Genomic DNA, 23372 nt, shown 5'->3' on the forward strand with positions numbered 1-23372 from the left:
GCCGGATTGACGATGCCGGGAACCGTCCGTCAGAGGTCGGTGAAGCCGTCCTCCTCACGGTCGCCGGCTCCCAACTGCACGAACTGGGCGAGCAGCCAGGAGGCGGCCGGGCCGGGTGGCGTGTCGCGCCGCCAGACGCCGGAGAAGCGATAGGTGCCGCCCGGATGGTCGGGCATGGCGAGCCGCACCAGGGTGCCGGCGACCAGGTCGGGCTCGACCATCGGCAGCGGCATGTTGCCCCAGCCGATCCCTTCGCGCAGCAGCGCGTGCTTGGCGCCCAGGTCGGCGAGCCGCCATGTGCGCGGATTCATCACCGAGAAATCCTGCCCCTCGGTGGCACGCGACCGGTCGGTGAGGACCAGCTGCACATGGTCGCGTCCGGCGCCGGGGGCGATCTGCGCCATGCGGCCCAGCGGATGGTCGGGGGCGGCGACCGGCACCATCGGCACCGATCCGGCGGTCGTGCGGTCCAGCCCGTCCATGCCGGCCGCCACCGGGCCGGAAATGCCGAGCACCGCCCGGCGGTCGAGCACCAGGGCGGCGACCGCGCCCAGGGTTTCGACATGCAGGCGCAGCGAAACCGTCGGATGGCTGCGTGCGAAGTCCCGCAGCACCCGGCCCAGACGGTCGGCCGGCAACATCACGTCGACGGCGAGATCGACCTCCGCCTCCAGCCCCTCGTGCAGGCCCCGCACCTTTGCGCGCAAGCCGTCCATCCCCTGTGCAATCGTCCGGGCTTCGGCCAGCAGCGCCCGCCCGGCGGCGGTCAGCGTCGGCTTGCGCGACCCTTCGCGGTCGAACAGCGCCAGACCGAGCTGGGCTTCGAGGTTGGCGATGCCGTAGCTGACGACGGAGACCGCCCGGTTGAGCCGCCGTCCGGCCCCGGCGAAGCTGCCGGCATCCACCACGGCGAGGAAGATGCTGAGTTGGTCGAAGCTGGGGGTCCCGACGCTGCTCATCATTCAACTTTCTTGAACATCTTGCGGCGTTTTATAGGGGTAAACCTGAAAGGAGACCAAGGCTATTGTCCTCTCAAGCGAAACACGGCGGCCGATGCGGCAAGGACCCATCGGTCGCACAATCAGGAGACGGACCATGATCGACCTGCGTCCCTTCGAGACCCTGGGTGGCGAGAACCATGGCTGGCTGGATGCCAAGCACCACTTCTCCTTCGCCAACTACTATGACCGCAAGCGGATGAACTGGGGCAACCTGCGCGTCTGGAACGACGACACCATCGCCCCCCACACCGGTTTCCCGACGCACCCGCACCGCGACATGGAGATCATCACCTATGTCCGCGAGGGCGCCATCACCCACCAGGACAATCTGGGCAACAAGGGCCGTACCGAGGCGGGCGACGTCCAGGTGATGTCCGCCGGCACCGGCATCGCACATTCCGAATACAATCTGGAGGACGTCACCACCCGCATCTTCCAGATCTGGATCATGCCGACGCGCAGCGGCGAGAAGCCGGGCTGGGGCAGCAAGCCCTTCCCCAAGGGCGACCGCAGCGGCCATTTCGTCACACTGGCGTCGGGCTATTCCGATGACGGCGACGCCCTGCCGATCCGCACCGACGCCCGTGTGCTGGGGGCGACGCTGAAGGCCGGCGAGACGGCGACTTACCCGCTCGGCAAGGACCGCCGCGCCTATCTGGTTCCGGCCAGCGGCGCCGTCGAGATCGACGGGGTGCGGGTGAATGCCCGCGACGGTGCGGCCATCGCCGATCTCGACACCCTGACGGTGACGGCGCTGGAGGACAGCGAAATCGTCATGGTGGATGCCGCCTGACGAGACCGATGCCGTGCCGGGGCTTTGCCGCCCCGGCACGGCGTCCTCTGCAAAGACAGGAGTTCGGAGCATGAAGGCCGGCCGGCTGGAAGCGTTCACCGATGGCGTGGTGGCGATTGCCATCACCATCATGGTGCTGGAGTTGAAAGTGCCGGAGGATGGCAGCCTCGCCGCCCTGGCGGAGCGCGTCCCCATCCTGCTGGCCTATGTGCTGTCCTTCATCAATGTCGGGCTCTACTGGAACAACCATCACCATCTGCTGCAAGCCACCACGCGCATCGACGGGCGGGTGCTGTGGGCCAACCTGTTCCTGCTGTTCTGGCTGTCGCTGGTCCCCTTCGTCATCCGCTGGCTCGATGCCAGCGACTTCTCGCCGGTGGCGACGGCATCCTACGGGGTCGTCCTCGGCATGGCGGCCATCGGCTACAGCCTGACCGAACGCGCGATCATCGCCTGCGGCGGACGCGAGTTGGTGGTGGCGCGGGCGGTCGGGTCCGATCGGAAGGGCAAGATCAGCCTGGGGCTGTATGCCCTGGCCATCCCGCTGGCCTTCGTCCTGCAATGGCTGTCCATCGCTCTCTACATCCTGGTGATCCTGCTGTGGCTGGTGCCGGACCGGCGGATCGAACGCATCGTGGAGGAGTGAGGGAAAACCGGCGACAATGCGGTTGTCATCGGCGGCCTGACGGCCGGTGCTGGCTGGCTCCCCCGACCCTGTGCTACAGCATGCCGAAACTGATGGGGACGCCGGCATGCCAACATTGACGGACTGGACGATTCGGCACGCGGTGACGCGGGTTCACGGGTGCGACCTTGCCGTGATCTGGCGGGGGCCGGAGATGTGGGCGTGGGTCGTCACCGTCGCCGGCGAGCAGGTCCGCTCCGGAACCGCGCGCACCATGGCCGGGGCCCAGGATGCCGCATTGCGTGCCGCGAAAGCCCATGCGGACGACGGCGGCCGCGTCCAGCTCCCGCTGTTCTGACGGCGTCGATGCCGCGCGCGGAAGGGGCCGGCCGCCTGCCTTCACGCCTGCCTTTACAAGGCCGCGGCCTTGGGGCGCCGCTTGCGGACCGGCTTTCCGGACTTCGCCTCGCCGTCGGCCAGCGTGGCGTCGGTGTTGCCGTCGCGGCGGTAATGCTCGTAGGACTTGTCGATGTGCTGCTTCATCAGCTTTTCGGCTTCGTCGGGCTTGCCGCTCTCGATGGTGGCGATGATCGCATCGTGCTCGTTGGCGGCGGCATGCATGCGGCCGTCCTTGTAGGTGGCGTGCTGGTGCGAGAAGCGGAGCACGTCCGGTCCCATCAGGGCGATCAATGAGCGGAGCAGGTTGTTGTTGGTCGCTTCGGCAACCTTCAGATGGAACAGCAGATCCTCTTCCAGCGTGTAGGCGTTGGCCTCCGCCTGCTCGCGCATGCGCTGCTGCGCCTTGCGGATTTCGGCGATCTGGGCGCCATGGGCGCGTTCGGTCGCCAGCCGGGCGGACAATGCCTCCAGCGCGCCGCGCACCTCGATCAGCATTTCCGGGCTGGTGTCGCCGGCATTCAGGATGTTGCTGATCAGGCCGATCAGCACATGCTCGCTGAGATTTTCCACCACCGTCCCGCTCTGCGGCGATGTGCGGACGATCCCGAAGAACTCCAGGCGGCGCAAGGCCTCCCGGACCGTGCCGCGGCTGACGTCGAAGCGCTCCGCCAGCACCCGTTCGGCCGGCAGCTTCTGGCCGGCCTTGATGATCCGGCGGGCGATCAGGTCGCTGATCTGCTCGATGATGATGTCGGGCGGGCGCCGGATTTGATCTTCTGAAAGTGGCGGGAGACGTCGAAATCAGGATCATCCATGCCGCTCTCCGATCACCGAACTGGTTCTCTGGTTTATGATCACTCCAGTTGTTTAGGCATCCTTGACGGCCGAGTAATCGCAGGCCCCGCCGGGCATTTCCACCCGGCGGGAGGGCGAGATCGGACGGATCAATAGACGGCCATGATACCGCCATCGACGAAGATCAGCTGTCCATTGACGAAATCGGAGGCCGGCGAGGCGAGGAACACCGCGGTGCCGACGAGGTCCGCCGGGTTGCCCCAGCGGCGGGCGGGCGTGCGCTTTTTCACCCAGCCGTCGAACTCCTCGTTCTCGATCAGCGGCTTGTTCATCTCGGTGACGATGTAGCCCGGACCGATGGCGTCGATCTGGACGTTGAACTCCGCCCATTCCGCGGTCATCGATTTGGTCAGCAGGCGGATGCCGCCCTTGGCGGCGGCATAGGGCGCCACGGTGACGCGGGCCTGCTCGCTGGTCAGCGAGCCGATGTTGATGATCTTGCCCGCCCGCCGCGCGACCATGCGGCGGCCCGCCTCGCGCCCGACGAGGAAGGCGCTGGTCAGGTTGGTGTCGATGACCTTGCGGAAGTCCGCCACCGGGAAATCGACCAGCGGGCTGCGGATTCGGATGCCGGCGTTGTTGACCAGGATATCGACGGAGATGCCCTGCTCGTCGAATTGGGCGAAGGCCTTCGCCACGGCGTCCTCGTCCGTCACGTCGAAGGCGGATTTATGGACGGTATAGCCCTTGTCGCGCGCCCTGGCGGCGGCATCGGCGAGGGTGTCGGGGTTGATGTCGCTGAGGATGATCGCGGCACCGGCCTCGGCCAGCCCTTCGGCGATGGCGTTGCCCAGCCCGCGGGCCGAGCCGGTGACGAGGGCGGTCTTCCCGCTCAGATCGAACATGGTCGTCATGGTGGTGGGTCTTCCGGTTAGAGGCTTGTGCGGCGGACGCGCAGATCGGGACGCTCGAAGACGGCCGGCAGCAGTTCGGTGCCGAGCCCCGGCCCTTCCATTGGCAGGACATGGCCGTCGACGATGCGGGGAACCTCGGTGACGAGTTCCGCGTACCAGCCGGTGTAGAAGGCCCGCACCGACTCCTGGATCAGCGTGTTCGGGTTCGACAGCGAGGAATGGACCGCGGCGACATAGGCGACCGGGCCGGTGCAGTCGTGCGGGGCGTAGGGGCGGTGGTAGGTGTCGGCGAGCGCCGCGATCTTGCGGCCCTCGGTCAGCCCGCCGGTCCACACCAGATCGGTCATCACCACGCCGATGGCGCCGGATTCCAGCATGTCCTTGTAGGGGAAACGCGATCCCAGCGTTTCCGAGGCGCAGATCGGCACGCTGGTCGAGGCGGCCAGCTCGGTCAGCGCATTGACCGAGTTCATGCGGATCGGATCCTCATACCAGGTGGGATCGTAGTCCTCCAGGACGCGGGCGATCCGCTTGATCGTCGGCAGGTTCCACAGGCAGTGGAATTCGACCATGATCTGCATGCGGTCGCCGACCGCCTTGCGGATTTTCTCGAACGGTTCGACGGCGCGCTTCATCTGCTCGGCGGTGATGAAACGGCCGTCGTTGGCGATGGCGGCAGGGTCGAACGGCCAGATTTTCATGCCGGTGATGCCCTGTTCCAGCAGGCTTTCCGCCAGCCGGCCGGCATCGCTCATGAAGCCGTTCAGATCCTCGTACGGCCCCTCGCTGGAGCCCAGGTTCCAAGTGTCGACCGGCTTGATCTTGTTGGAGCGCACATAGCCGTAGCCGGCGCAGGTGTTGTAGACCGGCACCCGGTCGTGGCAGAGCCCGCCCAGCATCTGGTGCACCGGCTGGCCGCAGACCTTGCCGAAAATGTCCCACAGCGCGAGGTCGATGGCCGACGCGGCGCGGTATTCGGCGCCGGTCGAGGACTGCGCCATCGGCAGGTTCACCAGTTCGCGGGCGTGGGCCTCGATGCGCAGCGGGTCCTTGCCGAGCAGGCGGCCGGCCAGCACGTCATGGATGTGCGCCTCGACCGCGCCGGCGCCGTAGAAGGTCTCGCCGAGGCCGATGATCCCGGCATCGGTGTGGACGCGGACCCAGACGACGTTGGAGAACTCGTCCGTCCTCAGTGTTTCCAGCTGCGTGATTTTCATGGAGCGCTCGCAAGGGAGGGGTGGGCTTGCGCCGTGCCGCGGCACGGCGCCACCGGATCAGAAGACGATCTGGACCTTCATGTTGCTGTTGCGGTCACGCGCCGCGGCGAACGCGTCGGCCGCCGCCTCGAACGGGAACTGCGCCGTGGCCAGCGGCGACAGGTCGACGCCGCCGGTGGTCAGGGCGGACACCGCCCAGGCGAATTCCTCGTGGAAGCGGAACGAGGTCTTGAACGTCACTTCCTTTGCCAGCAGCCGGTTCAGCGGGATCGGGGTGAGGCCGGGCGCCAGCATGCCGACCTGGACGACGGCGCCGCCGGGGCGGGTGCTGAGTACGCAGGTCTCCACCGCCCTGGCGCTGCCCGACGCTTCGAAGCAGACGTCGAAGCAGCCGCGGTCGGCCTGCCAGCGGTTGGGGGTTTCGCTGTCGGCCAGCACGTTGACGGTTTCATCGGCGCCGATCCGGGCGGCGATCTCCAGCGGCTTGTCGGACAGGTCGGTGATGGTGATGTGCTCCGCCCCCGCCCGGCGCGCGGCGACGGCGATCAGGCAGCCGATCGGCCCGGCGCCGGTGATCAGCACCCGCCGGCCGAGCAGGCTGCCGGCCTGCGCCACCGCATGGAGGGCGACGGCGAAGGGTTCGGCGAAGACCAGATTGGTGTGCTTCGTGTCGGCCGGCACCGGGAAGCACTGGAAGTCGCGCACCACCAGCGTTTCACGGAAGGCGCCCTGGACATGGGGGAAGCGCGAGGCGCTGCCGAAGAAGATCATGTTGGCGCAGAGATTTTCCCGGCCGCCCAGGCAGTGCGGGCAGGTCCGGCACGGCTTGCCGGGGTTGACGGCGACGCGGTCGCCGATCCTGGTCCGGGTGACGTCGGCGCCGACCTCGACGACATCGCCGCTGATCTCGTGGCCCAGGACCATCGGCTCCCGGACGTTGAAGTCGCCGACGCGGCCTTCGAAGAAATAATGGAGGTCCGAGCCGCAGATGCCGCCGGTGGCGATCCTGACGCGGACCTCTCCCGGCTTCAGCGCCGGTTCGTCGAGCGTTTCAAGGCGAAGGTCCTTTTGTCCATGCAGAACACAGCCGCGCATCTGGTCTCTCCTGAAAGGTAACGGCGCGCCGTCGCGCCTCGTGTCCGTGTGGTGTCCCGTGTGGGATGCGGTCCGATTGTCCGGCCCCGCGGACGCCCCGTGCCTTGCCGGGTCGCCCGGCAGCGGTGGCGGCGCGTATCCGGTAAAATGGACCAATATACGAATTGGTCTTCTGGTTTGATGATTATGCTGGTCGCGCGGACTTGTCAACACGGCGTGTTCGGACTTGGGGCTGGCGTCGTCGGAAAGGGGCAGCGGCGATTGCCGGCGTGCCGGGGGTATCAGGAAAAATTTAGCGTTCTATCAATGGGATGGGCGCGAGCGTCCAGGCGGAGATCCCTGTCGGGCCGGGGGCTCGGTCCATAAAGGGGCGGGAAGTCAAGGCGTTGCCCTGCGACCGTCGGTCGCACGTTGGCAAAACATTTTGTGCATCCAGCGTTATGCAGTTGACAGGCCCTCGTCCGGTGCACTATCCACTGGAATAGAAGACCAATGTACCAATTGCCCAATTTTCGGCGGCCGGTCCGGCAGGTGCCTTCGGGATTTGGGCGGCATGGGGTGCCTTGCGCCGCCGCCCGCGATAAGAAGCACGCAGCATCCGGCCGGAGCGTGAGCGGACCGGAGCAGGGCATCGGATCCGGTCGGGCAATCAATCCATTCCGCTGGCCTCAGCGCTCCGTCGCTGCGGAATCCGGCGGGAAAACCATCGAGGGGGAACCATGAGTGCTATGCCCAAGGGGAAATCGCAGGCCGGCGGGGGCGCCGCGCCGCCCGTGTCCCCCCTCCGCGTGGTCATTGCCGACGCCAACTTCCTGCCCCACCGCGCCTTGATGGAGGCGCAGCTTCCCGCGGGCACCGTCGTGTCCTGGCATCCCGCCTTCGACGAGGCGGCGGTCGCCGCCGACCTGCCGGGCGCCGACGTCTTCGTCGGTCCGCGCTTCACCGCCGCGATGGGGGCCGCCGCCGACAGCCTGCGGCTGGTCCATGTCGGCGGTGCCGGCTATGACGGCATCGACGGCAAGGCGCTGCCCGCTGGCGTGCTGTGCGCCAACACCTTCTGTCACGAATTCTCGATTGCCGAATATGTCGCGGCGACCAGCGTCGTCATGCGCCGCCAGCTTTTGCAGCAGGACCGCGAACTGCGCCGGGGGCACTGGGATTCCTCCGTCTACGAATTGCAGCGCTCTCAATTGGGGTCGCTGGCCGGTGCCACCGTCGGCATCGTCGGGTACGGCCATATCGGATCGCATGTCTGGAAGCTGATGCGGGCGTTCGGCGCCTCCGGCGTCGCCGTCACCTCACGGCCTGCCAGGGCCGAAGGGGAGGGGTTGAACTGGGTCGCCGGCACCGACGGTCTCGACCGCCTGCTCGCCGAGAGCGACATCGTCGTGCTGTGCCTGCCGCTGCTGCCGGAGACGCGCCACCTCATCGGCAAGGCCCAGCTTGCGGCGATGAAGCCCGATGCCCTGCTGGTCAATGTCAGCCGCGGTCCGCTGGTCGATCCCGAGGCGCTTTACGACGCGCTGAAGGAGCGCCGCATCGGCGGTGCCGTCATCGACGTGTGGTACCAGTACCCGAACGGCGGCGCCCATGCCCAGCCGGCGGCGCTGCCCTTCGACACGCTCGACAACATTCTGATGACGCCGCACATCTCCGGCGTCACCACCCAGACCTTCCAGGGCCGCGTGCGCGACGTCGCCGCGAACATCGCCCGGCTGGCGGCGGGAGAGCCGCTGCGCAATCCGGTCAGCCCCCGCTGAACGCCGGCTGACACCGTCGCGGGCCTGCCCGGCGGCAAGCCCGGACGGGTCCAACCGTTGGGCCATTCGCTGGCGCCGCACCGGCCGGCTTGTCCATCGCCGGCACCCTCACGATCGCGCCCCTCATCGCGCGGCCCCTCATCGCGCGGTTCCGGCCGCGCACGCTCATTGCTCCACCGCTGCGGTGGTTGATGAAGGAAGCAGGACATGTCTCAGATATCCAGCTCCATCGCGGAAACCGAACGGATCGCCCGGGCAGATGCCCCTGCCGACGCTCCTGCCGCCACTCCTGCCGACGCCAAGAATGTGCGCCGCGCCGCGCTGGCGGGGCTTATCGGCACGATGCTCGAGAATTACGATTTCGTGATCTACGGCACCGCGTCGGCCCTGATCTTCAGCAAGCTGTTCTTCCCGACGATCTCCCCGGCGGCCGGCATCATCGCCGCCTTCGGCGCCTATGCCATCGGTTTCCTCGCCCGGCCGCTCGGCGGCCTCTTCTTCTCGCATTACGGCGAGAAGTTCGGCCGCAAATGGGTGCTGGTCACCACCCTGTTCCTGATGGGCGGGGCGACCTTCGCCATCGGCTGCCTGCCGACCTACGAGACGGCGGGCGTCTGGGCGCCGCTGCTGCTGGTGCTCTGCCGCTTCTTCCAGGGCTTCGGCGCGGGCGCCGAGCAGTCGGGCGGCGCCACGCTGCTGACCGAAACGGCTCCGCTGGGCCAGCGCGGCCGGCTGTCGTCGCTGATCATGGTGGGCGCCGCCTTCGGCACCGCGCTGGGCGCCGTCGCCTGGATCGGCGCACAGCAGCTTCCCAATGAAGCGCTGATGAGCTGGGGCTGGCGCGCGATCTTCTGGAGCAGCATCGTCGTCACCATCGCCGCCTTCGTCATCCGGCTGAAGCTGTCCGAAAGCCCGGTTTTCCTCGAACTCAAGAAGAAGGTGGACGTCAAGAACCAGGCTCCGCTCCGCGTCGTCGCGAAGCATGGCAAGAAGAACGTCATCAAGGTCATCCTGATGAACTGGGGCGTATCCACCCAGTCCTACACCTATCAGGTCTTCATGATCTCCTACCTGATCAATGTGGTGGGGGTCGATACGCACTTCGTTCCGCCGGTCCAGCTTGCCGCCGCCATCGCCGCCTCCTTCGCCGCCTTCCTGACCGGCAGCCTGTCCGACCGTTTCGGACGCCGGCGGATGACGCTGGTGCTGACCGGGATCCTCGTCGTCACGCCGTTCCTGGTCTTCCCCGGCCTCAACACCGGCTTGCCGGTCCTGATCACCGCCATCATCGTGTTCGGCTACATGGTCGCCGCCCAGGGCGTGACCGGCGTGCACATGAGCTTCTTCCCGGAGATCTTCGGCAGCCGCTACCGCTATGCCGGCGTGACGCTGGGGCGGGAGTTCTCGTCGATCATCGGCGGCGGCATCGCCCCGCTGCTGTGCGCCTCGCTGCTCGCCTGGTACGGCAATTCCTGGGTTCCGGTCGCGATCTACATGGCCGTCACCATGCTGGTGTCGTTCCTGGCCACCTACTCGCTGCCCGAAACCCTCGACCGCGACCTGAACACGCCGACGGATGCCGAATGGGGCGAAGCCCGGTCTTCCGGCCGCACCTGACCCGTGCGACGGCCAGTGCGGGGGGCGCGATCCGGGATTGCGCCCCCCGCACCCGTGAAAAACTGCCCGCGAGAGAGAAAGTTGACAGCCATGACCACCGAGCATCGTTACAAGCCCCTCCGCGTCGTCGGCGCCTATGCCGCCCAGCCGGATGAGGCTCATGAGCGCAGGGCGTTTCTGGAGGAGGTTCTCTCTCTTCCCGGTGTCGACGGCCTGGAGATTTCCTGGGGCGCGCCCGGCTGGGAGCAGGATGCCCCGCTTCTGGCCGAGCTGCTCGGCAATCGAGGGGGGCGGGGAGGGCATGTGCTGACCCTGATCGGGGCTGCGGCGACGATGGCTGCCAAGGCTCCGTCCGTCGGCTTGGCCTCACCCGACCGCGATGGACGCGAGCGGGCGGTCCAACTGGTTGCGTCGGCCCGCGAGGCCGCCCTGGACTGCCTAGCGCGCGGGCAGCGCATCGTCGCCGTCGAGCTTCAGTCGTTTCCGACGCTGGCGCCGGCCGATGCCGGGCTGGGCGGCGAGGCGCTGGAGCGGTCGCTGTGCGAGATTTTGGCGTGGGACTGGGACGGCATCGCCGTCGTCCTCGAACATTGCGACGCCCGCACCGCGACCTTGCCTTGGCAGAAGGGCCTGCTTCCCCTCGGCATCGAGATCCAGGCCGTTGCGGCTGCCGCGGCAAAGTCGCCGACGCCCACGGGAATGGCGGTGAACTGGGGCCGCTCGGCCATAGAGGAGCGGGACGCGTCGGCGCCCGAACGGCATGTGCAGCGCCTGCGCTCCGCCGGCTTGCTGCGCGGCGTGATGTTTTCCGGCGCGACGGATCGCGATGGCGCCTACGGCATGGCCTGGAGCGACGTGCATCCGCCGCTCCGCGAGCAGATGCCCGATTTCGTCATGGACCGCTTCACGGTGGTGGCGACGCTCGACGCCGCCGGCAGCGGCCTGCTCTATGACGGCGTCAAGGTCGCGGTACGGCCGCCGCAAACCACCGTGAAGGACCGCATCGCCGCAATCCGCGGCACGCTCGCCGCACTCGATGGCACGTCGCCCTGACCACGTGTGAAGCGGAGAGAACACCGCGTTCGTTTTCGCAGGCCCTGACAGGGACGGCGGGTTGCGGTTTCCGCCTGTTCGGACAGGCTCGGGGGAGACGGGATGGTTTGCGAAGGGGCGGGCATGGCGCGGGTCTCCGATTACGGCATGGCACCACCCAGCCATGGCGCGGATCGGCGGGCGCTGCTTTGGCAGACTGAACGGCATTATCTTCTGTCGATGACGGAAAGCCCGGTGCTTTGTTCTGCCGAAAGAAAGCCACTCGGCCGTCGACAGGCGGGCGGTCCGTGTTAAGCTCCCCCGCCATGCCCGGCAGAATTATCTGCTGCCGTCGTTCCGCCCCCCGCCTTCGAACCGGATGGGTTCCCCATGAAGCTGGACCGCATCGACATCAAGATTTTGCATCAGCTCCAGAAGAACGGCCGGATCACCAACGTCGAGTTGGCCGAACTGGTAAATCTGTCGCCCAGCCCCTGCCTGATGCGGGTCAAGAAGCTCCAGGCGGAAGGCTACATCGAAGGCTACACGGCGCAGATCAATGTTAGCAAACTGGGGCAGACCCTGACCGTCTTCACCGAGGTGACGCTGAAGAACCACCGGCAGGTCGATTTCGCCCGCTTCCTGGCCGCCGTCAAGAAGATCGAACAGCTGCTGGAATGCCATCTGGTGTCCGGCGGCTACGACTACATGCTGAAGTTCGTCACCTCCGGCATCGGCGAATATCAGGAGATCATGGAAAAGCTGACCGACATGGACATCGGCATCGACAAATATTTCAGCTATGTCGTGCTGAAGTCGCCGATCGTGCGTGCCCACATGCCGCTGACGACGCTGTTCCAGATGTGATAGCGCGCGGGGGGCGGTGCAGCGGACGGATCGTCCGCCGCATCGCCCCGGCTTTCAACGCACGAACGCTGTGACTTAGGCGCCGAGCTTCGGCACCGTGTGGGTGTCGAGCGCCACGCAGATGTTCTTCGTCTCCATATAGAAGTCGAAGCTGTAGTCGCCGCCGTCACGGCCGATGCCGCTGGCCTTCATGCCGCCGAAGGGGGTAGGGAGGTGGCGGTTGTTCTCCGAATTGATCCACACCATGCCGGCATCGAGCTCCAGCGCCACGCGGTTGGCCCGGCTGACGTCGCGGGTCCAGACATAGCCGGCCAGCCCATAGGCGACGTCGTTGGCCACCGCGACCGCTTCCGCCTCGTCCTGGAAGGGAATGGCGGTCAGGACGGGCCCGAAGATTTCCTCCTGGGCGATGCGCATGCGGTTGTTCGCGCCGGTGAACAGCGTCGGACGGACATAGTTGCCGCCGCTGCCCGGCTTTCCGGCGCGGACGCCGCCGACCTTGACCGTCGCGCCGTCCTCCTGCGCGATGGTGCAATAGCTCAGAACCTTGTTCAGATGGCGCTCGTGCACCAGCGGGCCGACCTCGGTGGCGGGATCCAGCGGGTGGCCGACGCGGATGCGGGCGACACGCTCCGCCAGCCGGTCGACGAAGGCGTCATGGATGCCGCTCTGCACCAGCAGGCGCGAGGACGAGGTGCAGCGCTGGCCGTTCAGGCTGTAGATCATGAACACCACGGCGTCCAGCGCCCGGTCCAGATCGGCGTCGTCGAACACGATGACCGGGTTCTTGCCGCCCAGCTCGAAATGGACGCGCTTCAGCGTCGGGGCGCCCTGGGCCATGATGTGGCTTCCGGTGGTCGATTTACCGACGAAGGCCACCGCCTTGATCGCCGGATGCTCGGTCAGCAGCTTGCCGGCCTCCTCGCCCAGCCCGTTGACCAGATTGGCGACGCCGGCCGGCACGCCGGCTTCGGCCATGATCTCGGCCAGCAGCATGGCGGTCAGCGGGCTCCACTCCGCCGGCTTGTGGACCACCGTGCAGCCGGCGGCCAGCGCCGGGGCGATCTTCCAGGTCGACAGCATGAAGGGCGTATTCCAGGGCGTGATGACCGCCACCGGTCCCAGCGCCTGCCGGACGGTGAAATTCAGATGGTCCTTGGCCGGCAGCGACAGGCCGTTGGCGGCATCCGGCGCCCGGTCGGCAAAGAAGCGGAAATTCTCCGCCGCGCGTTCGGCGGCCTTGCTCATGAAACGGATCGGCTGGCCGCTGTCCAGGCTTTCCAGCACGGCGATCTCCTCCGCCCGCGCCAGGATGCCGTCGGCGACCCGGTGCAGGATGCGCTTGCGCTCGGTGCCCGGCAGGGCGGCCCAGGCGGGGAAGGCGCGCTGCGCCGCGGTCGCGGCGGCATCGACGTCGGCGGCGTTGCCGGCATGGACCCGGTTGATGATCCCGCTGTCGATGGGGGACAGATTGTCGAACAGCCGCTCCGACTGGCCGGGCACCTCCCGCCCGTCGATGAAATGGCCGAGCGGACGATCCCGGAACCGGGTCAGGAGCCGTTCCGCGGTTGCGAGATTTGTTTCGAAAGCGGATGCCATGGCGTTTCACTCCAGGTTTTGGTTGGCGCTTGTTGGGTGGTGCTATGCGGGGCCGGGATATGGCGGGCCGGGGGGTGCCGCGGGCGGCGCGCCCGGCGGAGAACTTGATTTGTTAATATTTAACATGTTATATAAATCGCGCTGCGGTGCTGTCAAGCGCTTTCCCTGCGCAGGGCCGCCGCGTTATGGTGCGGGAAACCTCCAGACATGCGTCTACTCTTTCCAGATGAGGCCGGAGCCTTGGGCAGACCTTCCAGAAAAGCCGCGGCGGCAGAACCCACAGGAGTAACCGGGCAGTCCGCTGGCGAGATGCGGGCCTTCCGCCGGTCCCTGCCGATGGCGCTGCTTAAGGCGCGCGAGGCGGTGATGGCGCGCTTCCGTCCGCTGCTGCACGAACATGACCTGACCGAACAGCAGTGGCGGGTGCTGCGCGCCCTGACCACGGCGGACGAGTTCCGTGCCGGCGAGTTGGCGCGGGTCAGCAGCATCAGCATGCCCAGCCTGTCACGCATCCTGCGCACGCTGGAAAAGCGCGGGCTGATCCAGCGCGGGATCGAGGACAAGGATTTGCGGGCGGCCCAGATCTCGATCACGCCGTCCGGCCGCGACATGATCGCGCTGATCGCCCCCCACAGCGAACGGCGCTATGCCGAAATCACCGAGGCCTTCGGCGCCGACCGGCTGGCGACGCTGTACGGGCTGCTCGACGAACTCGCCGATTGCCTGGGCGGTGCGGACGGCGGCGGCGAGGAGGAGTAGGGGGGCTACAGTCCCCCCATGCACAGATATTTGATCTCCACATAATCCTCGATGCCGTAGCGGGAGCCTTCACGGCCGTAGCCGGATTGCTTCACCCCGCCGAACGGCGCCACCGCGGTGGAGATCAGGCCGGTGTTGATGCCGACCATCCCGTATTCCAGCGCTTCGCCGACGCGCCAGACGCGGGCGTGGTCGCGGGTGAACAGATAGGCGGCGAGGCCGTAGTCGCTGTCGTTGGCGAGGCGCACGGCCTCGGCTTCATCGGTGAAGCGGATCAGGGGAGCGACCGGGCCGAAGATCTCCTCCACCGCCACCCGCATCGACGCAGTGACGCCGGTCAGCACCGTCGGCTCGAACCATGTGCCACCCAGCGCATGGCGCCGGCCGCCCACCGCCACGCTGGCGCCGGACCGGGTGGCGTCGGCCACCAGCTCCTCCACCTTCGCCAGGGCGGCGGCATCGATCAACGGCCCCTGCTGCACGCCGTCCTCGAGCCCGTTGCCGACCGTCATCGCGGCCACCGCCTCCGACAGCCGGGCGGCGAAGCGGTCATAGATGCCGTCCTGCACCAGGAAGCGGTTGGAACAGACGCAGGTCTGGCCGGCGTTCCGGTATTTGGAGGCCAGGGCACCGGCGACCGCCGCGTCGAGATCGGCGTCGTCGAAGACGATGAAGGGGGCGTTGCCGCCCAGTTCCATCGACAGCCGCTTGACCGTGCCGGCGCATTGCCCGATCAGCAGCCGGCCGACCTCGGTGGAGCCGGTGAAGGTCAGCTTGCGCACCGCCGGGCTGGCGGTCAGCACCGCGCCGATCTGCCGTGCCGGCCCGGTCACCACCGAAAAGACGCCGGGCGGGATGCCGGCGCGCTCGGCCAGTGCCGCCAGCGCCAGCGCCGACAGCGGCGTCTGTTCGGCTGGCTTGACGATCATCGTGCAGCCGGCCGCCAGTGCCGGCGCCGCCTTGCGGGTGATCATCGCCGCCGGGAAATTCCACGGCGTGATGGCGGCGCAAACGCCGACCGGCTCCTTCACCACGACGATGCGGCGGTCGGGCAGGGGGGACGGGATGACGTCGCCATAGAGGCGCTTCGCCTCCTCGGCGAACCATTCGACGTAGGAGGCGGCGTAATCGATCTCGCCACGTGCCTCGGCCAGCGGCTTGCCCTGCTCCCGCGTCATCAGCAGGGCGAGATCCTCGCGGTTCTCCAGGATCAGCTCGAACCAGCGGCGCAGCAGGGCGGCGCGGCGGCCGGCGGTTTCCGCCCGCCAAGCGGGGAAGGCGGCCTCGGCGGCGGCGATGGCGCGCGCGGTCTCCCCGGTGCCGCAGCGCGGGACATGGGCGATGGTGGCGCCGGTCGCCGGGTCGGTGACGGGGCTGCGCCCGCCGTCGTCGGCGTCGATCCAGGCGCCGGCCACGAAGCAGCGCTCGCGCAGCAGGGTGCTGTCGGTCAAATCGATCATGGATTTGTATCCTGCGGGGCTGGGGCGGTCAGTAGCCGCCGGGCGCCGGAGTGGCCGCCGTCGGAGAGGTCGTCGGCGAGGCAGATGGCTGGCGGAAGCGGGCGGCCAGGTCGGCGGCGGCGCGGGCGAACAGGGTGGTGTCCACCCCGACCCCGACGAACAGGGCGCCGGCCGCCAGATAGGCGCGGGCCAGCGTCTCGTCGGTCGCCAGCACGCCGGCGGCCTTGCCCGCCTTGCGGGTGCGGGCGATGCCGTTCTCGATGGCCGCGCGCACGGTCGGATGTCCCGGCTGGCCGCGCAGGCCGAGCGATGCCGACAGGTCGGCCGGGCCGAAGAAGACGCCGTCCACCCCCTCCACCGCGGCGATGGCGTCGAGATTGTCCAGGCCGCGGGCGGATTCCACCTGCACCAGCAGGCAGATCTCGCCGTCGGCCTCGTCCAGATAGCCGCCGATGCGGTTCCAGCGCGAGGCGCGGGCGAGCGCGCTGCCCACCCCGCGGATGCCGCCGGGCGGATAGCGGGTGGCGGCGACCAGCGCCGCCGCCTGCTCCGCCGTCTCCACCATCGGCACCAGCAGGGTCTGGGCGCCGAGGTCCAGCATCTGCTTGACGATCGCCGCGTCGCCGACCACCGGGCGGACGATGGGATGGCTGGGATAGGCGGCGATGGCCTGGAGCTGGGCCAGGATGCCGCGCAGGTCGTTCGGGGCATGCTCGCCGTCGATCAGCAGCCAGTCGAAGCCGGCCCCGGCCGCGATCTCCGCGCAGTAGGCGTCGGCCAGCCCGAGCCACAGGCCGAATTGCGGCTGTCCCGTCGCCAGCGCCCGCTTGAAGGTGTTTTCCGGGTTCTTCATCGATGCACTCCTTGGGATCTTTACACGAAGCGCAGCGCGATGGAGCCGAAGGGGCCGTAATCGGCATGGACCGTGTCGCCGGCCTTGACCGGCACCGGGCGGGTGAAGGAACCGGCGAGCACGACCTGCCCCGGCTCCAGCGCCACGCCATGCGGTGCGAAGCGGCGGGCGAGCCAGCAGATGCCGTTGGCCGGGTGGTTCAGCACGCCGGCCGCGACGCCGGTCTCCTCGATCACGCCGTTGCGGTAGAGCAGGGCGGCGGCCCAGCGCAGGTCGGTGTCCAGCGGCCGCATCGGCCGGCCGCCCATGACGATGCCGGCATTCGCCGCATTGTCGGAGATGGTGTCCATCACCTTGCGCGGGCGCTTGCTGTCGGGATCGACGCGATGGCAGCGGGCGTCGATGATCTCCAGCGCCGGAATGACATAGTCGGTGGCCGACATCACGTCGAACAGGGTGACGTTCGGACCCTCCAGCCGCGATTTCAGGATGAAGGCCAGCTCGACCTCCACCATCGGGGCGATGAAGCGGTCGATGGCGATGTCGCCGCCGTCGGGGAACAGCATGTCGTCGAGCAGGGTGCCGTAATCCGGCTCGTCGATCTGCGAGGATTGCTGCATCGCCCGGCTGGTCAGGCCGATCTTGTGGCCGATGACCTTGCGCCCCCCGGCGATCTTCGCCTCCACCCAGCAGCGCTGGATGGCATAGGCGTCCTCGATGGTGATGTCGGGGTGGTCGAGGGAAATCTGGCGGGTCTGGACGCGGGTCTTCTCCGCCTCGTGCAGGCGCGCGGCGGCGGCCCGGACGGCATCGGAACTGAGCATGGGGAATGCCTCGTCTCAAGCGGCCTTGTAGCGGCCGTGGATGTTGTTGTGCTTCCAGGTGCCGGCCTCGCTGAATTCCTGGATCTCCAGCGACAGGGCGAGGAAGCGGCTGGCGAAGAGCGCCGCGAAATGGTCCTTGACCATGGCGAACAGCGCGTCGCCGGTCTTCATCTTCTGCTCGGCGCTGCGGCCGGCGCCGATCTTCAGCGTCAGGTGGACGAAGGCGTCGTCGGCCGTGCCGTCCGCCACGCAGAAATCCTCCAGCCGGATGGCGCGGGAGCGGATGCCGCCGGTCGGAAAGACGCCGCCCTGGGCGATCAGCACGGCATTGGCCTTGCGCAGCAGCGCCGGGATGTCGGCTTGTTCGCCGAGGTTCCCGGTATATTCGACGGTCAGATGCGGCATGGTCGGCCCTCCCGCCTCAGACCGAGAAGACGGCGTTGATCTGGCCGGTGCCGGAGGAGGCGAAATAGGGCGTGACAATGTCGACGCTGCCCTCGTAGCGGTCCCAGCCCAGCGCGCCAAACAGCATGGCGGTGTCGTGCATGTAGCCCTCGCCCCAGCATTTCTCGGCATACATCGGCAGCATGGCGGTGAAGGTCGCCCACTCGCCGCGCTGCCACAGATCGACCACGCGCAAATCGACCTGCTCCAGGAAGGGGTCCCACATCTTGTGCAGATACTGCTCCGACACGCCGTTCTGGGCGAAGCGGTGGGACAGCAAGCCGCTGGCGAGGATGGCGACGGTGCCGTCATACTCCTCCTCGATGGCGCGGCGGACGGCGCGGCCCAGCGTGGCGCTGTCCTTCAGGTCGTGGACGGTGCAGAGCGAGGAGACCGACACCACCTTGAAGCGGCGGTCCTCGTTCATGTAGCGCATCGGCACCAGCGTGCCGTATTCCAGCGTCAGCGAGGTTTCCGAATGCGCCCGCGTGTTCACCCCGGCCGCCGTCGCCTTGCTGGCGAGCAGGTGGCCGAGCGCCGGATTGCCGTCATAGGCGTAGGGCAGGTTCTTGATGAAGTGCGGCAGCTCGTTGCTGGTGTAGACGCCCTCGAAATGGGCGGCGCAGTTGACGTGGTAGCCGGAATTGACCAGCCAGTGGGTGTCGAACACCACGATGGTGTCGACGCCGAGGTCGCGGCAACGCCGGCCGATCTCCCGGTGTCCGGCGATGGCGGCGTCGCGGCACCCCTTGTGCGGGCCGTCCAGCTCCGACAGGTACATGGACGGGACGTGGGTGATCTTGGCGGCGAGTGCGAGTTTGCCCATGCTTTCCTCCGGAATGCGGCCGGTTCGGCCCGGCTTGGCGATGGATGTCTGAAAAACCGTCAACCGGCGACGATGTGGTTGACGAGGCTGCCGATGCCCTCGATCTCGGTGGTGACGGTATCGCCCGGCACCACGTCCGCCAGTCCTTCCGGGGTTCCGGTCAGGATGACATCGCCCGGCGACAGGGTCATGATCGACGACAGGTAGGCGATCAGGTGCGTCACGTCGAAGATCATGTCGCGCGTGCTGCCCTCCTGCGTCACCCGGCCGTTGACCAGCGTGCGCAGCGGGAGGTTCATCGGATCGGGCACGTCCGCCGCGTCCACCAGCCAGGGGCCGAGCGGCGTGCAGCCGTCACGGTTCTTCACCCGCAGGTTCGGGCGGTAGTAGTTTTCCAGATAGTCGCGGATGGCATAGTCGTTGGCGACGCTGTAGCCGGCGACCACCTCATAGGCGCGGTCGCGCGGCACGTCGCGGGCGGTGCGGCCGATCACCACCGCCAGTTCGCATTCGTAATGCATGAAGGTGGCGTCGGCCGGGCGCCGGGTGCTGGCGCGATGGCCGGCGATGGTGTTCGGCCCCTTCAGGAAGACCAGAGGCGTTTCCGGCGCCTTGAAGGCCAGTTCCTTCGCGTGGTCGGCATAGTTGAGGCCGAGGGCGAAGACGGTGCGCGGCTCCACCGGCGGCAGCCAATCGACCGCTTCGGGAGCAATTAATCGGCCGTCGGACAGCCGCAACCGTCCCTGTTCCTCGACGGCCGCATGGACCGTGCCGTCCAGCAGGATGCGGGCGCGCTTCATGGCGTTTCTCCTTCCGCCGCGGCGTCTTCGATGACGATGTCCAGGGGGGCGAAGCCGTCGATCTCCAACCGGACGCGGTCGCCGGCCCCGGCCTGCGGCCCGCTCAGCGCGATGCCCAGATGCAGGATGTCGCCGGCCCGCAGGGTCATGAAGCCGGTGACCTCGGCCAGCAGCCGGGCCGGCGGGCGGACCAGATCGGACAGGCTGCGCTCCGCCACCACGGTGCCGTTGACCAGCGTGCGCAGGGTCAGCGCCTCCAGCCCCGCCACCGCCGCATAGGGCAGCGTCTCGCCCATCGGGCAGGAGCCGTCGAAGCAGCGTTCGCGCACCGGCGGCCGGTAAAACGACGGGTTGGGCAGGCTGACGTCGAGGATCGGGCGCAGCCCGGCGACCGCGTCCATCGCCGTGGCCTCGTCCAGGGCGGTGGCGTCGCGGCCGATGACGAGGCCCAGCGTCGCCACCAGCTCCACCCGCTCCGCCCCGCGCGGCAGCCGAACCGAGGCGCCGGTGCCGGCATGGGTGTTGTAGGGCTTGATGTAGAGGATCGGCGCCTTCGGCGGCGCGCCATAGGGCGGCTGCGACAGGGCCGGGCCGAGGCGGTCCAGGGTGGGACGGTCGTTCAGGATCACGCCGTAGACCATTCCCTGGGCCATTCCCTGAGGGGAAACGGTTTGCATGGTGTCAGCCTCCGAAGGCATGGACGAGCCACAGGCAGATGCCCGGCACGAAGACGATCAGCAGGATGCGCAGCAGGTCGGATGCCAGGAAGGGCATGACGCCCCAGGCGGTTTCGCGCATCGGCACGCCGCGCGCCAGCCGGTTGATGACGTAGAGGTTCATGCCGACCGGCGGATGGACGAGGCCGATCTCCACCACCATCAGGGCCAGGATGCCGAACCAGACCGACTTGTCGGTGGCGTCCATGCCGAAGAAGTCGAGGCCCATCACCACCGGGTAGAAGATCGGGATGGTCAGCAGGATCATCGCCAGCAAGTCCATCACGCATCCCAGCAGGATGTAGATGCCGATGATGCTGAACAGGACCAGCAGCGGCGGCATGCCGCTGTCGCGCACCCAGGCGGCCAGCTCCACCGGCATCTGCGAAACCGCCAGCGCCGAGTTCAGCAGGTCGGCGCCGATCAGCACGACGAAGATCATGGCGGTCGCCTGGGCGGTGCCGTAGATGCTGGCAACCAGCTGCGGCCAGCGCATGCCGCCCGAGGCGAAGGCGATCAGGCCGCAGGCGGCGGCGCCGATGGAGGCGGCCTCCGTCGGGTTGGCCCAGCCGTCATAGATGCCGACGATCACCACTAGGAAGACCAGCAGCACCGGCAGCACGCCGAGCTGGGCGCGCAGCCGCTCCGACCAGGGCAACGGGGCGCTGGCCGGGCCGGCGGCCGGGTTGCGCCGCACGATCAGCGCGATCACCGCGACATAGCCGAGGGCTGCGATGACGCCGGGGATCACCGCGGCGACGAACAGCTTGCCGATGGATTCCTGCGTCAGCACCGCATAGACGACCAGCGGCACCGACGGCGGGATCAGGATGCCCAGCGTCCCGCTGGCCGCCAGAGTTCCTGTCGCCAGCCGCCCGGAATAGCCGCGCGCCTGCAATTCCGGCAGCGCCACCTGGCCCATGGTGGCCGCGGTCGCCAGCGACGATCCGCAGATGGCGCCGAAGGCGGCACAGGCGGCGGTGGAGGCCATCGCCAGACCGCCGCGCCAATGGCCGATCAGGGCGCCGGCGGCGCGGAACAGCGCCTTCGACAGCCCGCCATGGGTGGCGAACTGGCCCATCAGCAGGAACAGCGGGATGACCGACAGGTCGTAGTTCGACAGCCGGGCGAAGGCGAGGTTGTTGAGGGTGAACAGCAGGGCGGCGGTCTGGCCGTCGTTGATGGTCAGATAGATGGCGCCGCCGGCGATGAACATCGCCACGCCGATATGGACGCGCAGCGCCAGCATGCCCATCAGCCCGGCGAAGCCGGCAAGTCCGATCGCGGTCCCGCTCATCGTGCCACCTCCGCCGTGCCGGCCGTCTGTCGTTCGTTGGATGTCAGGTCGCGCCAGCCGCGGGTCAGCGCACACAGCGCCGTCAGGGCGAGGCTGGGCAGCATGGCGAGCATCGGCATCCAGACCGGCAGGCCCAGAAGCGGCGTCACCTCTCCCGCCTCGCGGATGTCGATCACCTGGAGACCGGTGCGCCAGACCAGCAGCAGGGCCAGCGCGCCGAGCAGCAGGTCGGCCACCGCGTCGAGCAGACGGCGCATCCAGGCCGGGGCGGTTTCGGTGAAGAAATCGACGCGCAGATTCTCGCCCAGGATGGTGCAGAGCGGCAGGAAGGCGCAGGCGGCCACGGCGGTGCCGACCTGCATCAGCTCCACGTCGCCGGTGATCGGCAGGTTGGCCAGCTTGCGCCCGAAGATGGACAGCAGCGACATGCCGATCAGCGCCATGAAGATGCCGCCGCCGGCCAGGGCGAAGCCTTTCGCCGCAAGCAGCAGGGCACGCTCGCCCGCGCTCCTTGGCCGGAAGTCCGGGCTTCCGATGGGTTCATGCATGATGAAGGGTCTCCGCGAGGGGGATCAGCGGGCGGCGAGCGCGCGGGCGTCGGCCACCAGGGCGGTGCCGTCGATGCCGCGCTTGGCGATGTCCTGGCGCCATTCGGCTTCGACCGGCGCCGCGGCGGCGCGCATCGCCTCGTAATCCGCGGGATCCTGGTTCTGGATGGTGCCGCCGTCCTTGGCGACCAGGGTGCGGGTGTCGGCGGTCACACGGTCCCAGACCTGCCCGAAGCTCTCGACCAGCGCCGGGCCGCTGTTGCGGTCGATCGCCACCTTCAGGTCGGCCGGCAGCGACTGGTAGCGCTCCTTGTTCATCAGCAGCGTCAGGACCGTGGTGGAGTAGTAGGGCTGGCCGGCCGGCGGCTGGGTGTGGAACTTCGTCACTTCCTGCAGCTTGGTCGGCGTCACCACCTCCCACGCGCCCATGGCGCCATCGACGATCCCCTTGGAGATCGCTTCGGTCACCTGGGCCGGCGGCATGTTGACGGGGGTGGCACCCAGCGCGGTCAGCAGCTTGGAGACCATGCGGGTGGAGGCGCGCAGCTTCTGCCCCTTCAGGCTGTCCACCGCGGCGATGGGCTTGCCGGCGGTGTGGAAGGCGACGCCACCATCGACATGGACGGCCAGCACCTTGTAGGCGGCGAACTCCTCCACCGCGTGGCGCTGGTAGAAGTCCCAGGCCGCCCGGCTGCCCGACAGCCCGTCGCGCACGACGAAGGGCAGCTCCATCGTCTCGATGACCGGGAAGCGGCCGGCCGAATAGCCGGGGGCGGTCCAGACGATGTCGGCGACGCCGTTCTTCGCCAGATCGACCAGCTGCGCCGGCGTGCCGCCGAGCTGCATCGCCGGATAGAACTGGCAGGTGATGCGTCCGCCCGACTGTTCGCCCAGGGTCTTGCACCAGGGCTCCATCACCTGCTTCTGCGCCGGGGCGCCCGGCGGCAGGAAATGCGTGATCTTCAGCGAGACGCCGTCCGCGGCGGCGGCAGGGTTGGAGACGGCAAGCGGCAGCAGCGTGGCCAGGGCGAGTGCCGCCGGCCGGATCGTTTTCAGCATGGGGTTTCCTCCACCGATGCGCGGGGGACTGAGCGGACCGAAGGGTCCGCCCGTCCTCTTGTCGGCGCGTTG

Annotated in this window: 24 protein-coding genes; 8 read left to right on the forward strand and 16 right to left on the reverse strand. The window is 68.1% G+C overall.

Annotated features, from left to right (window positions below; genetic code table 11):
• Positions 1-29: 29 nt before the first annotated feature.
• Complete coding sequence (locus ABNQ39_RS33695; RefSeq protein ID WP_376966723.1) at positions 30-962, reverse strand: LysR family transcriptional regulator; 933 nt, start codon at positions 960-962, stop codon at positions 30-32.
• Positions 963-1095: 133 nt separating this feature from the next.
• Between ABNQ39_RS33695 and ABNQ39_RS33700 the strand changes: the two genes are divergently transcribed.
• From ABNQ39_RS33700 to ABNQ39_RS33710, 3 genes are all read left to right on the forward strand, one after another.
• Complete coding sequence (locus tag ABNQ39_RS33700; protein ID WP_376966725.1) at positions 1096-1794, forward strand: pirin family protein; 699 nt, start codon at positions 1096-1098, stop codon at positions 1792-1794.
• A 70-nt stretch (positions 1795-1864) separates the two neighbouring features.
• Positions 1865-2440: a TMEM175 family protein gene (locus ABNQ39_RS33705; RefSeq protein ID WP_376966727.1), complete on the forward strand. Its 576-nt coding sequence runs from the start codon at positions 1865-1867 to the stop codon at positions 2438-2440.
• 106 nt (positions 2441-2546) lie between these two features.
• A complete protein-coding gene (locus tag ABNQ39_RS33710) occupies positions 2547-2777 on the forward strand; it encodes a hypothetical protein (protein ID WP_098735113.1) in 231 nt (76 codons plus the stop codon).
• 53 nt (positions 2778-2830) lie between these two features.
• Here the strand turns inward: ABNQ39_RS33710 and ABNQ39_RS33715 are convergent, their stop codons facing one another.
• The 4 genes from ABNQ39_RS33715 to ABNQ39_RS33730 form a co-directional block, all read right to left on the reverse strand.
• Positions 2831-3586: a FadR/GntR family transcriptional regulator gene (locus ABNQ39_RS33715; RefSeq protein ID WP_376967178.1), complete on the reverse strand. Its 756-nt coding sequence runs from the start codon at positions 3584-3586 to the stop codon at positions 2831-2833.
• A 176-nt stretch (positions 3587-3762) separates the two neighbouring features.
• Entirely contained in the window at positions 3763-4527 is a 765-nt protein-coding gene (locus tag ABNQ39_RS33720) for an SDR family oxidoreductase (protein WP_376966730.1), read from the reverse strand.
• Between the two features lie 17 nt (positions 4528-4544).
• Positions 4545-5744 carry a mandelate racemase/muconate lactonizing enzyme family protein gene (locus ABNQ39_RS33725; RefSeq protein ID WP_376966732.1) on the reverse strand — a complete coding sequence of 400 codons (1200 nt, stop codon included), beginning with the start codon at positions 5742-5744 and terminating at the stop codon, positions 4545-4547.
• Between the two features lie 57 nt (positions 5745-5801).
• Entirely contained in the window at positions 5802-6839 is a 1038-nt protein-coding gene (locus ABNQ39_RS33730; protein ID WP_376966734.1) for an L-idonate 5-dehydrogenase, read from the reverse strand.
• 719 nt (positions 6840-7558) lie between these two features.
• Between ABNQ39_RS33730 and ABNQ39_RS33735 the strand changes: the two genes are divergently transcribed.
• The 4 genes from ABNQ39_RS33735 to ABNQ39_RS33750 all read left to right on the forward strand — a co-directional run bounded on the left by ABNQ39_RS33735 (position 7559) and on the right by ABNQ39_RS33750 (position 12115).
• The gene (locus ABNQ39_RS33735) at positions 7559-8599 is read left to right on the forward strand and encodes a 2-hydroxyacid dehydrogenase (RefSeq protein ID WP_376966736.1); all 1041 of its coding nucleotides are present in this window, start codon (positions 7559-7561) and stop codon (positions 8597-8599) included.
• Between the two features lie 207 nt (positions 8600-8806).
• Complete coding sequence (locus ABNQ39_RS33740) at positions 8807-10216, forward strand: MFS transporter (protein ID WP_376966738.1); 1410 nt, start codon at positions 8807-8809, stop codon at positions 10214-10216.
• Between the two features lie 90 nt (positions 10217-10306).
• A complete protein-coding gene (locus ABNQ39_RS33745) occupies positions 10307-11269 on the forward strand; it encodes a DUF4862 family protein (RefSeq protein WP_376966740.1) in 963 nt (320 codons plus the stop codon).
• A gap of 369 nt (positions 11270-11638) precedes the next feature.
• Entirely contained in the window at positions 11639-12115 is a 477-nt protein-coding gene (locus ABNQ39_RS33750; protein WP_098734844.1) for an Lrp/AsnC family transcriptional regulator, read from the forward strand.
• 75 nt (positions 12116-12190) lie between these two features.
• Here ABNQ39_RS33750 and hpaE read toward each other — a convergent pair whose 3' ends face one another.
• On the reverse strand, positions 12191-13714 hold the full coding sequence (gene hpaE / locus ABNQ39_RS33755; protein ID WP_376966742.1) for a 5-carboxymethyl-2-hydroxymuconate semialdehyde dehydrogenase: 1524 nt from the start codon (positions 13712-13714) through the stop codon (positions 12191-12193).
• A 336-nt stretch (positions 13715-14050) separates the two neighbouring features.
• Here hpaE and hpaR point away from each other — a divergent pair, with 336 nt between their 5' ends.
• On the forward strand, positions 14051-14473 hold the full coding sequence (hpaR, locus tag ABNQ39_RS33760; protein WP_376966744.1) for a homoprotocatechuate degradation operon regulator HpaR: 423 nt from the start codon (positions 14051-14053) through the stop codon (positions 14471-14473).
• 5 nt (positions 14474-14478) lie between these two features.
• On the opposite strand, the gene ABNQ39_RS33765 is transcribed toward hpaR, so the two are convergent.
• The 10 genes from ABNQ39_RS33765 to ABNQ39_RS33810 are packed head-to-tail and all read right to left on the reverse strand — an operon-like array spanning position 14479 to position 23300.
• Entirely contained in the window at positions 14479-15933 is a 1455-nt protein-coding gene (locus ABNQ39_RS33765; protein WP_376966746.1) for an NAD-dependent succinate-semialdehyde dehydrogenase, read from the reverse strand.
• 28 nt (positions 15934-15961) lie between these two features.
• Positions 15962-16786, reverse strand: coding sequence for a 4-hydroxy-2-oxoheptanedioate aldolase (hpaI, locus tag ABNQ39_RS33770; RefSeq protein WP_376966748.1), 825 nt, complete (start codon positions 16784-16786; stop codon positions 15962-15964).
• 20 nt (positions 16787-16806) lie between these two features.
• Complete coding sequence (gene hpaH, locus ABNQ39_RS33775; protein ID WP_376966750.1) at positions 16807-17610, reverse strand: 2-oxo-hept-4-ene-1,7-dioate hydratase; 804 nt, start codon at positions 17608-17610, stop codon at positions 16807-16809.
• A 15-nt stretch (positions 17611-17625) separates the two neighbouring features.
• Positions 17626-18015 carry a 5-carboxymethyl-2-hydroxymuconate Delta-isomerase gene (locus ABNQ39_RS33780; protein WP_376966752.1) on the reverse strand — a complete coding sequence of 130 codons (390 nt, stop codon included), beginning with the start codon at positions 18013-18015 and terminating at the stop codon, positions 17626-17628.
• Between the two features lie 16 nt (positions 18016-18031).
• Positions 18032-18880: a 3,4-dihydroxyphenylacetate 2,3-dioxygenase gene (gene hpaD / locus ABNQ39_RS33785; RefSeq protein ID WP_376966754.1), complete on the reverse strand. Its 849-nt coding sequence runs from the start codon at positions 18878-18880 to the stop codon at positions 18032-18034.
• A gap of 59 nt (positions 18881-18939) precedes the next feature.
• On the reverse strand, positions 18940-19680 hold the full coding sequence (locus tag ABNQ39_RS33790; RefSeq protein ID WP_376966756.1) for a fumarylacetoacetate hydrolase family protein: 741 nt from the start codon (positions 19678-19680) through the stop codon (positions 18940-18942).
• A complete protein-coding gene (locus tag ABNQ39_RS33795) occupies positions 19677-20357 on the reverse strand; it encodes a fumarylacetoacetate hydrolase family protein (RefSeq protein WP_376966758.1) in 681 nt (226 codons plus the stop codon). Before ABNQ39_RS33795 ends, ABNQ39_RS33790 begins: the two co-directional genes overlap by 4 nt.
• A 4-nt stretch (positions 20358-20361) precedes the next feature.
• Entirely contained in the window at positions 20362-21693 is a 1332-nt protein-coding gene (locus ABNQ39_RS33800) for a TRAP transporter large permease (RefSeq protein ID WP_376966760.1), read from the reverse strand.
• A complete protein-coding gene (locus tag ABNQ39_RS33805; protein ID WP_376966762.1) occupies positions 21690-22241 on the reverse strand; it encodes a TRAP transporter small permease in 552 nt (183 codons plus the stop codon). Before ABNQ39_RS33805 ends, ABNQ39_RS33800 begins: the two co-directional genes overlap by 4 nt.
• 24 nt (positions 22242-22265) lie before the next feature.
• Complete coding sequence (locus ABNQ39_RS33810) at positions 22266-23300, reverse strand: TRAP transporter substrate-binding protein (protein WP_376966764.1); 1035 nt, start codon at positions 23298-23300, stop codon at positions 22266-22268.
• Positions 23301-23372: the final 72 nt, after the last annotated feature.

The sequence above is a fragment of the Azospirillum sp. A26 genome, assembly GCF_042604635.1.
Classification (GTDB): domain Bacteria; phylum Pseudomonadota; class Alphaproteobacteria; order Azospirillales; family Azospirillaceae; genus Azospirillum; species Azospirillum palustre.